Annotated in this window: 8 protein-coding genes; 3 read left to right on the forward strand and 5 right to left on the reverse strand. The window is 74.4% G+C overall.

Annotated elements, in window-relative coordinates; genetic code table 11:
• Nucleotides 1–78: 78 nt before the first annotated feature.
• The 5 genes from E1211_RS26160 to E1211_RS26180 form a co-directional block, all read right to left on the reverse strand.
• On the reverse strand, nucleotides 79–1,053 hold the full coding sequence (locus E1211_RS26160) for a hypothetical protein (protein WP_132351894.1): 975 nt from the start codon (nucleotides 1,051–1,053) through the stop codon (nucleotides 79–81).
• Nucleotides 1,050–3,524: an AAA family ATPase gene (locus E1211_RS26165; RefSeq protein WP_132351896.1), complete on the reverse strand. Its 2,475-nt coding sequence runs from the start codon at nucleotides 3,522–3,524 to the stop codon at nucleotides 1,050–1,052. Before E1211_RS26165 ends, E1211_RS26160 begins: the two co-directional genes overlap by 4 nt.
• Nucleotides 3,524–4,675 (reverse strand): exonuclease SbcCD subunit D, encoded by a 1,152-nt coding sequence (locus E1211_RS26170; protein ID WP_132351898.1) that lies wholly within the window; start codon nucleotides 4,673–4,675, stop codon nucleotides 3,524–3,526. Before E1211_RS26170 ends, E1211_RS26165 begins: the two co-directional genes overlap by 1 nt.
• An 85-nt stretch (nucleotides 4,676–4,760) precedes the next feature.
• Entirely contained in the window at nucleotides 4,761–6,512 is a 1,752-nt protein-coding gene (locus tag E1211_RS26175; protein ID WP_120676867.1) for an ATP-binding protein, read from the reverse strand.
• A gap of 163 nt (nucleotides 6,513–6,675) precedes the next feature.
• Nucleotides 6,676–7,422, reverse strand: a complete 747-nt coding sequence (locus E1211_RS26180; RefSeq protein WP_132351900.1) for a pyrimidine reductase family protein — start codon at nucleotides 7,420–7,422, stop codon at nucleotides 6,676–6,678.
• 149 nt (nucleotides 7,423–7,571) lie between these two features.
• Here E1211_RS26180 and E1211_RS26185 point away from each other — a divergent pair, with 149 nt between their 5' ends.
• From E1211_RS26185 to E1211_RS26195, 3 genes are all read left to right on the forward strand, one after another.
• The gene (locus E1211_RS26185; protein ID WP_132351902.1) at nucleotides 7,572–8,117 is read left to right on the forward strand and encodes a plasmid pRiA4b ORF-3 family protein; all 546 of its coding nucleotides are present in this window, start codon (nucleotides 7,572–7,574) and stop codon (nucleotides 8,115–8,117) included.
• 289 nt (nucleotides 8,118–8,406) lie between these two features.
• Nucleotides 8,407–9,696, forward strand: a complete 1,290-nt coding sequence (locus tag E1211_RS26190) for an extracellular solute-binding protein (RefSeq protein ID WP_132351904.1) — start codon at nucleotides 8,407–8,409, stop codon at nucleotides 9,694–9,696.
• Nucleotides 9,697–9,834: 138 nt separating this feature from the next.
• Nucleotides 9,835–10,881 carry a LacI family DNA-binding transcriptional regulator gene (locus tag E1211_RS26195; RefSeq protein WP_132351906.1) on the forward strand — a complete coding sequence of 349 codons (1,047 nt, stop codon included), beginning with the start codon at nucleotides 9,835–9,837 and terminating at the stop codon, nucleotides 10,879–10,881.
• Nucleotides 10,882–10,883 lie beyond the last annotated feature (2 nt).

The following is a 10,883-nucleotide window of genomic DNA, read 5'->3' on the forward strand; positions in this document are numbered from 1 at the left end:
GTTAGATGGTTGGGAGCGTTATAGCTGAAAGAGAGACAGCCGCCGGGAGGCGGCACGGCGGGCCGCCCGGCCGGGGGGTCAGCGGCGGACGGCGCCGGTGCGGGCCGCCGCGGTGAGCGCCCGATGCAGCAGCCGGGAGTCCCCGAGCAGCGCGCGCAGTCGACGCTCCAGGCCCGCGATCGGAATGAGGTTCTGCGGGGCCCGCGGATCCTTGTACGGGGTCGAGGCGAACCGGGGGAGCGTGACCAGAGAGAGGTCGGCCAGCTCGATCGCCTCGGAGATCTCCAGGTCGGGGGAGCACTCGACCCGGACGATGCCCGCCCACGGGGCACCGGCCAGCACGGGCAGCCGCAGGTACCAGGACCACCCACCCCAGGCGGTGCCGACCCGGAACACCGGCGACCGCTGCCCGGAGGCCAGCCCCGTCACCACCGCGGTCAGCCGGGCGTCAAGGTACTGGCTGTGCTGCGTCTTGATGTAGCCGAGGGTGCGCGGCAGGTTGCGGCGGCTGCGCAGCGGACCGTCGACCACGAGCAGGTCCCCGTCGGTGCGGGCCGCGTCCGAGACCGCCACCTCCAGCGCGGTCAGCGGCGCCTGCACCGCGGCCGGCAGCTTGGCCAGCTCCCCGGTGCCGCCGACCCGGTGCACCGGGTAACGGATCGAGCCGGCCACCACCTCCTGCGCCGACGGGCTCGCCGTGAACAGCCCCCGGCCGACCCGGGTACCGGCCAGCTGCGCCGCCCCCCGCTCCAGGTCGCACCGGACCACGCCGGCCGCGTACGACGCCGCCACGCCCGGGAAGGAGGCGCCGTCGGCCTCGGCCGTCCAGATGCTGGCGTCGATCCGGCGTACCCCGTCGACGAGCAGCACCACGTGGGGCGCGCGCACCCCGGGGCGTACGTCCACCGCCCGCCAGTCCACCGCCGGCAGCTCCGCGTCCGTCTCGACCTGGGCGCTGCTCGGCGCGGCCGGGCCCGTCGGCGAAGCCTCGAAGGAGGCGCCGTACGACGGGTCCCACGCGTCGACGTAGAACCGGCCGCCGGGGGCCGTCACCGGCCGGTCCGTTCCACCCGGGCGGAGCGGGCATCCTTGCGGACCTCGAACCGCACCGGGATCCGCTCGGCCAGCGCCGGCACGTGGGTGACCACCCCGACCATCCGGTCACCGCGGGCGGCGAGGTTTTCCAGGGTGGCGGCGACCGTGTCGAGGGTCGCCGCGTCCAGGGTGCCGAAGCCCTCGTCCAGCACGATCGACTCCAGGCTCGCGGCGGTGGTGGAGAGGCCGGCGAGCTGCTCGGAGAGCGCCAGAGCCAGCGCCAGGGACGTCTGGAACGTCTCGCCGCCGGAGAGGGTCCGCACACCCCGGCGCAGCCCGGCGTCGTAGTGGTCGACGACGAAGAACTCGCCCTTGTCGTGGACCAGGTCGTACTGGCCGCCGGAGAGCTCCCGCAGGATCCGCGACGCCCCGTCGACGAGCAGGTCCAGTGCCTCGGCGAGCAGCCACCGCTCGAAGTTGTTGGCCCGCAGGTGCCCCGCCAGGGCCCGCGCCACCTGCGCCTGGCGCTCGTGCCCGGACCGCTGCTCGCGTAGCTCGGCGGCCTGCTCGCGGCGCTCCAGCAACCGGCGTCGCTCCGCCTCGGCCCGCTCCACGGCGACCGTGGCGGCGTGGACCGGATCGTCGGCGGCGGGCAGCCCGGCGTCGGCGAGGATGCCGGCGATGCGGCGCGTGACCGAGGCGGCCGCCGCCTCCGCCTCGGTGACCGCCGTGGCCCGCCCCGCCCGCTCCGCCTCGCGTCGCCGGGTCTCGCTGCCCGCCCAGTCGGTGAGCGCCGCCCACGCCGCGGCCACGTCGTCCCGGTCGGCGGCCGGCGGGCCGAAGCGGGCCAACCCGTCGCGCGTGGCGTCGAAGCCGCGCCAGGCGGCCCGCAGCCGCTCCTGCGCCGCGTCCACCGTGCCGCGGGCCCGGCGAGCCGCCTCCCGGCCGGCGCGGACCGCCCCGGCCGCCTCGTCCAGCGCCCGCCGCAGCCGGGCGTGCTCGGCCAGCTGCTCCCGCAGCGTCTCCGCCGTGGCAGCACCGGCGAGCTGCCCGTCCAGCTCGGTGAGGCGGGCGTCGAGGTGCTCCTGCCGGGCCCGGGCCTGCACCAGCACCCGGTCCAGTTCGCGCGCCGCCGCGTCGCGCTCCTGCACGACCTGCTTGGCCGCCTCGCTCGCCGACCGGGCCACCTTGCCCGCCTCGACGGCACGGGCCACCGCCGAACCGGCGGGCACCGCCGGCACGTCGTCGACCACCTGCGCGCAGACCGGGCAGGCGGCTCCCTCGACCAGGTGCGCCCGCAGCGCCATCGCCTGGTCGGTCGCCTTCGCCTCGTCGTGGGCGAGGAACGCCGCCGCCAGCTCCTCCTCCGCCCGCTGGGCCGCCGCCCGCGCCTCGGCGAGCGCCCGCGTGGCCGCGTCGTGTTCGGCGTCGGCCACCGCCAGCGCCGCGCGCACCGTCTCGGCCTGACCGGTCAGCTTCTCCCGCTCCGCGTACGCGGTCAGCCGCATCCGCAGCGCGCTCTCGTCGCCGGCGGCGGCGAGCTCCCCGCGGAGCTTCTCCTCGCGCTCCTCGGCGAGCGACACCGCGCTGGTGGCCGCCTCGGCGTCGGCGCGCGCGGCCGTCACCGCCCGGGCCACCTCGGCCACCCCGTCCGGTGCCCGGACTGCGCCGAGCACGGCCAGCTCGCCGTCGAGCGCGTCGAGGGCCGCCGTCGCCTCCCGCGCGGATGTGCGTGCCGCCTCCAGTTCCGGCACGGCGGCGGCCACCGCCCCGGCCAGCTCGCGCATCCGCTCGACCTGGGCGCCGGCCCGGTCGAGGGTGTCGTCGTCCACGTCGGTGAGACCGGCCAGCAGCTGGTCCACCGCCTCCAGCTTCGCCTCGGCCTGGGCGGCCCGGGCGGTGGCCCGCTTCTGCACCTCCTCGTAGACGCCGAGGTCGAGCAGGTTGACCAGGATCTGCTGGCGGGTGGCCGGCCGGGCGTGCAGGAAATCCGCGAACTGCCCCTGCGGCAGCACCACGCAGCTGGTGAACTGCTCGTACGGCAGCCCGACCGCCTCCAGCACCGCCTCGTCCATCTCGGCCGGGGTGCCGGCCACGACCTCGCCGAGATCCTCCGGGGCGAGCCCGGTCTCCAGCTTCGTCACGTCGAACCCGGGTGGCATCAGCTGCAGCCCGGCGTTCGCGGTCTTCACGTTGCCCCGGCTGTCCCGCCGGACCACCCGGGTGGCCACGTAGCGGGCCCCGGCGGACTCGAAGACCAGGCGGACGCGGGCCTCGGTCGCCGACGGCGCGAGCGCGTTGGTCAGGCCACGGGTGCCGCCCCAGCGCGGCACCGTCCCGTAGAGCGCGAAGCAGATCGCGTCCAGCACCGTCGACTTGCCGGAGCCGGTCGGGCCGACGAGGGCGAAGAAGTCCGCGTCGGTGAAGTCGACGGTGGTCTCGTCCCGGAAGACGGTGAAACCCGCCATGTCCAGCCGGATCGGTCGCATCAGTGATCGACCTCCTCGATCAGCTCGTCGAAGAGCTCCCGTACGCCGTCGTCGGCGTGCCCGCGGCTGGTCAGGTAGTCGCCGAAGAGCTCGCGTGGGGAGCGGCCGGACCGCTGGGCGATCCGGGCGCCGCTGCCCGGCGCCGGCACCAGCTCGGGATCGATCCGGATCTCCAGCGCCTGCGGCAGCAGCTCCTGCACCTCCTCGCGCAGACCGGCCCGGGGCTGCTCGCGTACGTAGACCCGCAGCCAGGCGTCGTCCGGCTGCGCCGACTCGGCGAGCTGTTCGAGGGTGCCCCGTACGGTGCGCAGCGCCGCCGCCGCCGTCACCGGCACCTCCCGTACGCGGGCGGCCGTGTCGGCGGTGACCTCGACGATCGTGACGGAGGGGACGTTCTCCTGCTCGCCGAAGTCCACCGCCAGCGGGCTGCCGCAGTAGCGGACCGGGCACGGCGCGTCGATTCGCTGGGCGCGGTGCAGGTGACCCAGCGCGACGTAGTGCGCGGTCGCCGGGAAGACCGTCGCGGGAACCGCGTAGCCGAGCACGGTGTGCGCGTCCCGCTCGCCGCCGCCGGCGGCGGCGCCGGTCACCGTGAGGTGCGCGGTGACCAGGTGCACGCGCTCCGGCTCGGTGAAGCTCTCGGTGAGCCGGCCGAGCACCCGGCGCAGGTGGTCGGCGTACGTCTGGTTCGCCTCGGCGGCGGTGAGCTCGTACATCTCGACGGCGCGGACCGCGTAGCGCTGCGAGAGGAACGGCAGCGCGGCCAGCCGCCAGCGCTCCCCGCCGGCGGTGGTGCCGTCGATGACGTGCTCGTCCGGGTTCTCCCGGACGCTGCCGCGCAGCGTGATGCCGGCGGCCTCGGCCCACGGGCGCAGCGCGTCGAGCGCGGCGCCGTTGTCGTGGTTGCCGCCGATCGCGACCACGTCCGCGCCGGTGCGGCGTAGGGCGGTCAGCGCCCGGGTCACCAGGCGGGTGGCCTCCGGCGTCGGCGCCGCGGTGTCGTAGAGGTCGCCGGCGACGATGACGAGATCGGGCTGCTCCGCCCGGGCGATGTCGATGACGCCCGCGAGCACCGCCTTGTGCTCCTCGGCCCGCGACCGCCCCTTGAGGACCTTGCCGACGTGCCAGTCCGAGGTGTGCAGGATCTTCACCGTTCGCTCCTCGCGCTCACCGTGCGGGCCGTTGCTCGCGCTGCGGGGCTCGCACGCTCACTCCTCGCGCTCACGTTCGCGTCCGCTAGAACGGGATGTCGTCGTCGGTGCCGCCGGCCGAACCCACCACCGCGAACGGATCCGCGGTCTGGGTGATCGAGCGCAGCGTCTGCGACGGCGGCCGCCCCGCCTCGCTGACCCGGGTCGCCCAGGCCGGGAAGGGGAACTCCAGGCAGAGCGGCACCGGGATGTCCGGCTGGTTGACGAACATGGTGCCGGGCTTGGCGAGCAGCGCCCGCTGGCGCTGCGCCGGGGGGAGGAAACCGTACTCGGGGCGGGACGCCTCGGCCGGGTCCAGCCGGCCGACCACCCGGATCGCCGAGTTGGTGACGATCCGCCGCTCCACCTCGCTCGCCGTCTGCTGCGCGCCCACCAGGACCACGCCGAGCGACCGGCCCCGCTCGGCGATGTCGAGCAGCACCTCCTTGATCGGGGACGAGCCCTCCCGGGGGGCGTACTTGTTGAGCTCGTCGAGGACCACGAAGAGCAGCGGCTTGGCGGTGCCGGCCTTCTCCTTGCGCTCGAACTCGCTCCGGAGCGTGACACCGACCACGAAGCGTTGCGCCCGGTCGGGCAGGTTGTGCAGGTCGACGACGGTGACCTGGGCGCTCTCCGCGGTGTTGATGCTGTGCGGGCGGCGGGTGGCGAGGTCGCCCCGGATCAGCCGGCCGAGGTCCTTCTTGCTGCCGATCAGGCGGCGGGCGAAGGCGTTGACGGTGCCCAGCCCGACGGCGCTGCCGGCCCACTCCGAGCGGGTCTCGTCGTCGTTGAGCTGCTCGACGATGTGGTCGACCAGTTCGGCGTAGCCGCCGAGGCGGACCCCGTCGATGCTCACCCCGCCGTCGGCGGGCTGCGCGTAGCGGGCCAGGTGGGCGGTGACCGAGTGGACGACCATCGTGTACTGCTGGCGCTCGTCGTCGGCGTCGGCGAAGACGTACGGCAGGAGCCGGTCGGCGCAGAACTCGGCGAGCGTCCAGTAGAAGCTGTCGACCCCGGTCAGCCGGCTGCTCACGTCCGGCGTGCCGGAGGAGTCGCCGACCCGGGGCGGGGCGTAGACGCGGACGTCGGGGAAGGCGCCCGCGTCGAGGCCGAGCTTCGCGTAGCCGGCGCGGGTGGCGTCGTCCAGCCGGGCGTTGGGGTGGTCGAGGAAGAGCAGGTCCTCGCCCTTGACGTTGAAGATGAGCGCCTTGGCATTGACCGCGTCGCCGCCCAGCACCCCGGAGCGGAAGACCGAGTAGAGCAGGAAGGTGGCGAAGCTGGTCTTGGTGGCCACGCCGGAGATGCCGGAGATGGAGACGTGCGCGCCGCGGGTGCCGTCGAGGAAGTCGGCGTTGAGGTAGACGGGGACGCCGTCGCGGCCCATCCCCATCGGGATGCGCCGCTCCATCCGGTCGAAGTGCAGCGCCCGGGCCCGGGCGTCGCCCTCGGCCCGGTGCACCACCGCGCCCGGGGTCGGTGGCACGTAGAACTCCGGGTCGACCCGGGTGGTGGTCACCTCGGCGGCCTCCTGCACCTGGGCGGGGAGGGTCCCGTCGGCGATGGCGAAGACGTCGGAGTCGAACTGCGCGCCCTCGTGGCGGGCCCGGACCTGGGTGACCACGCCGGCGATGGTCACCGGCTCGCGGTCGGGCAGCTCCCGCCGGGTCACCACCACGTCATCGAGCTGGAGGTAGCTGCCGGGGGAGACGGCCGCCCAGAACTGCAGCGGGGTGGCGTCGGCGGTGCCGAGCACCCGGCCGACCCCCTCGACCGGGGCGTCGAACCCGTCATCGGTCATCGGGCAACTCCGGTGGGTCGGTCATCGCGGTCGGCGCACACGTGGTGCATCCTGCCCGAGGAGTACGACAGGTTGCCACGCGACGCGGCGGACGCCACGCCGGTGCGTGCCCGGCCTTCCGGAGCGTCACCCCGGAACCACCATCCGTGCCCGCCGGAGGGCGTCAGGCGCGGGCGTAGCGGAGCAGGAGCGTGCCGTCCTCCGCGACGAGCGCGTGCCGCAGCGGCAGCTGCCGTGGCGGGCTGGGCGGGCCGGCGCTGATCCGGCCCGGACCCCCGCCGGCGAGCAGCGGCGCGACGGTGAGGCAGAGCTCGTCGACCAGGTCGGCGGCGGTGAGCGCGCCGAACAGGTGCGGTCCGCCCTCGCAGAGCAGCTGGTCGAGCCCGCGCCGGCGCAGCTCGGCGAGGCCCGCGACGAGGTCCACCCGGTCGGTGCCGCAGCGGACGAGGTCGGCCACCTCGGTCAGCCCCGGCGGGGGTGTGGCCCCGGCGTGGGTGAGCACCAGTGGCCGCACCGGCGCGTCGGCGAGGGCGGCCTGCGCCGGGTCGAGCGCGAGCGAGCCGGAGACGACCACCAGCGTCGGGTACTCGGGCAGGCCGTGCTCCCGCCGCCAGGCGCGGTGGCGCTCGGTGAGGCGTACCGCCCGGTAGCCTTCGTGCCGCAGCGTGCCGGCGGCGACCACCAGCCCGTCGCAGAGCATCCGGAGCAGGCCGAAGACGCGCTTGTCCGGCTCGCCGGAGAGGCCGGCCGAGTAGCCGTCCACGCTCACCGCGCCGTCGGGGCTCGAGACGAAGTTCACTCGCAGGTGTGGCCGGTCGGCGCGGCCGTAGAGCGCGGTCAGCGTGGCGTCGTCGAGGGGCTGCGCCGGCGGTACCGGCCAGATTCGACCGATCGGGATCCCGACGCTCATTCGCTCGCCGGACCGCTGACCGGAGGGGTGGGTCGGGGGGTACGGTGCTGGCAGTCGCACCAGTTCCGCCCCGGACAGTCGTCGTGCCGTCTCGCTCGGCACGCTCGGCAGATCATGCTCGCAGCCTATGCCGAGGAGGAGGGGACAGCATGTCGCGCCAGATCTTCCAGCTGAGGATTTCCCTGGCCGGGGTCCGTCCGCCGGTCTGGCGCCGGGTGCTCGTGCCGGCCGGCTACACCCTCGACCGGCTGCACCGGGTGGTGCAGCACGCGATGGGTTGGCGCGACTGCCGGCTGCACTCGTTCGAGATCGACGCCCTCCAGTACGGTGAGCCCGACCCGGACGGTGAGTTGGCGCTCAGCGACGAGCTGGACGTGCGGCTGGACGAGGTGCTCGGCAAGGGCAGCCGGTTCCAGTACACCTACGACTTCGGCGACTGGTGGGAACACGACCTCGTCGTCGAGGACGCGCTCACCGCCGACCCGGAGGAGCGCTACCCGGCCTGCGTCGACGGGGAACGGGCGTGCCCACCGGAGGGGGTCGGCGGGGTCGCCGGCTATCACCTGCTGCTCGTCGCGCTGGCCGACCCGACGCACCCCGAGCACCTGTCGATGCGGGAGTGGGCGGGGGAGACGTTCGACCCGGAGGCCTTCGACGCGGGTCGGGCCGGCACCCTGCTGCGCCGCTTCTGCTGACCGGCGGCGTACCCGAGGGGTGGCCGAGCGTGGACGGCCGTGCCGTGGGCCAGATCTCGCCCGCCCCGGGCCGTGCGTGGGGAGGGCGAGGGCACGGTAACGTGTGGTGGAACGCTCCCACACGAGTATTGACAGGCCAGGAGCGTATCGGCACGCTCCCTGGGAGCGCTCCACTAGGGTGGCCCGGTCCTCTTGCGACCGTCGGCGTCGATCGTGACACCGGCGCGGCGGCGAGGACGCCGTTCCTCAGTCCGGCGCACCCAGCCTCACCAGCGAAAGAGGGGTCACGATGAGGCTCACCACGCGGCGTGTCCGGTTGACGGCGGCGGCCCTGGCCGCGGTCACCGCGCTCGGCGGCCTCGTCGCGTGCGGCGGGGACGCCGCCGCCGGCAAGCCCGCCAAACTCGTCGTGGAGACGTTCGGTGAGTTCGGTTACGACGAGATCGTCAAGCAGTACGAGAAGGACACCGGCATCACGGTCGAGCTGCACAAGGTCGCCCAGCTCAACGACTACCGGCCGAAGCTGGTACAGGCGATCGCCACCGGCACGGGCGCGGGGGACGTCGTCGCGCTGGAGGAGGGCATCCTCAACGAGTTCAAGGTCAACCCGGACAACTGGGTCGACCTCCGGCCGCTGGTCAGCGATCACAGCAACGACTACCTGGCCTGGAAGTACGAGCTGGGCCGGGCGCCGAACGGTCGCCTGATGGGCCTGCCCACCGACGTGGGCAGCCTCGCGGTCTGCTACCGCCGAGACCTGTTCGCGGCGGCCGGGCTGCCGACCAGGCGGGACAAGGTGGCGGCGCTCTGGCGGGACTGGGACGGCTTCATCGAGGCCGGCGAGAAGTACCGCGAGGCGACCGGCAAGGGGATGCTCGACTCGGTCACCACCGCGGCGAGCGCGGTGATGTACCAGAAGGGCGGGGACCTGTTCTACGACGACGGCGACAACATCGTCGCCGACACCAGCGCGTCGGTGAAGGCCGCCTGGAACACCGCGATCGCCATGGCCGACGCGAAGATCAGCGCCGGGGCGGCCACCTGGTCCCCCGAGTGGTCCGCCGGCTTCAAGACCGGCACCTTCGCGGCGACGCTCTGCCCGTCCTGGATGCTCGGCGTGGTCGCGGAGAACTCCGGACCGAAGAACGCCGGCAAGTGGGACGTGGCCCCGGTGCCCGGCGGCGCCGGCAACTGGGGCGGCTCCTGGCTGGGCGTGCCGACCCAGAGCAAGTACCCGGAAGAGGCCGCCAAGCTCGCCGAGTACCTGACCAACGCCCGGAGCCAGATCGCGGCGTTCAAGCTCAAGGGCCCGCTGCCCACCAACCTGGACGCGCTGCAGGACTCGGAGTTCACCGGCTACACCAACAAGTACTTCAACAACGCGCCGACCGGCAAGATCTTCGGCGAGAGCGTCCGGCGGATCCAGCCGCTGCACCTCGGACCCAAGCACCAGGCCGTGAAGGAGAACGCCCTCGAACCGGCGTTGCGCGCCTACGAGAGCGGGGAGCTCGGCAAACAGGCGGCCTGGAGGCAGTTCGTCAACGAGGCCCGGATGGAGGGCTCCTTCCGGGGCTGGTGAAGCTCTCGCGGGACGCCGTGGTCACCCGGCGCGACGATCTGGCCGCACAATAGTCGAGGGCCAGCCACCAACGGACGGTCCGGCGCCCGCCCCGCCCGGGGCGGGCGCCGGCGTCGTCCAACGCCGGAGGAGCAGACGATGACAACGCAGCGCACCCGGTCCCTCGGACGTCCGACCCTGGACGCGGTCGCCGCCCGCGCCGGCGTCGGACGCGGCACGGTCTCCCGCGTGGTCAACGGCTCACCCCAGGTCAGTCCCGAGGCGCGGGCCGCCGTGCAGCAGGCCATCGCCGAGCTAGGGTACGTGCCGAACCGCGCCGCCCGGGCGCTGGTCACCCGGCGTACGGACTCCGTCGCGCTGGTCGTCTCCGAGTCCGGGGAGCGCGTCTTCACCGAACCGTTCTTCGCCGCGATCGTCCGCGGGATCAGCTCCGCACTGTTGCAGACGCCGATGCAGCTCTGGCTGGCCATGGCACAGTCCCCGGTCGAGCGGGAGCGGGTCGAGCACCACCTCACCAGCCAGCACGTCGACGGCGTACTGCTGCTCTCGCTGCACGACGCGGACCCGCTGCCCGGCCTGCTGGAGGAGCGCGGCCTGCCGAGCGTGCTCGGCGGCCGGCCGGCCGGGATGCTGCGACCGGGAGCGCGGCCGGCCTGGTTCGTCGACGTGGACAACGTGGGCGGCGCCCGGCAGGCCGTGCGGTACCTGGCCGACCGGGGCCGGCGCCGCATCGCCACCATCGCCGGCCCGCAGGACATGGGCGCCGGCCTGGCCCGCCTGACCGGCTACACCGAGGCGGTCACCGCCGCGCTCGGCGGCGTCGACACCGACCTCGTCGCGTACGGCGACTTCAGCGAGGAGAGCGGGGCGGCCTGCATGCGCCGGCTGCTGGAGCGCCGGCCGGACGTCGACGCCGTCTTCGTCGCGTCCGACCTGATGGCGTTCGGCGCGCTGCGCGCGCTGCGGGAGGCGGGCCGTCGGGTGCCGGACGACGTGGCGGTCGTCGGCTTCGACGACGCCCCGATCGCCCGGCAGGCCGACCCGCCGTTGACCACTGTCTTCCAGCCGGTGGAGGAGATGGGGCGGCAGATGGCCCGGCTGCTGGTCGCCCGCATCCGCGGCGACGACCTGCCCGCCCCGCACGTCCTGCTCGACACCCAACTGGTCGAACGCACCTCCGCCTGACC

This window comes from Micromonospora sp. 15K316 (assembly GCF_004348525.1).
GTDB lineage: Bacteria > Actinomycetota > Actinomycetes > Mycobacteriales > Micromonosporaceae > Micromonospora.

Bases quoted from the DNA above. Each gene is read 5' to 3' on its own strand.
- E1211_RS26185 (WP_132351902.1), top strand. From the start codon at position 7,572: ATGTCGCGCCAGATCTTCCAGCTGAGGATTTCCCTGGCCGGGGTCCGT.
- E1211_RS26165 (WP_132351896.1), bottom strand. From the start codon at position 3,524: ATGCGACCGATCCGGCTGGACATGGCGGGTTTCACCGTCTTCCGGGAC.
- E1211_RS26175 (WP_120676867.1), bottom strand. From the start codon at position 6,512: ATGACCGATGACGGGTTCGACGCCCCGGTCGAGGGGGTCGGCCGGGTG.
- E1211_RS26180 (WP_132351900.1), bottom strand. From the start codon at position 7,422: ATGAGCGTCGGGATCCCGATCGGTCGAATCTGGCCGGTACCGCCGGCG.
- E1211_RS26190 (WP_132351904.1), top strand. From the start codon at position 8,407: ATGAGGCTCACCACGCGGCGTGTCCGGTTGACGGCGGCGGCCCTGGCC.
- E1211_RS26195 (WP_132351906.1), top strand. From the start codon at position 9,835: ATGACAACGCAGCGCACCCGGTCCCTCGGACGTCCGACCCTGGACGCG.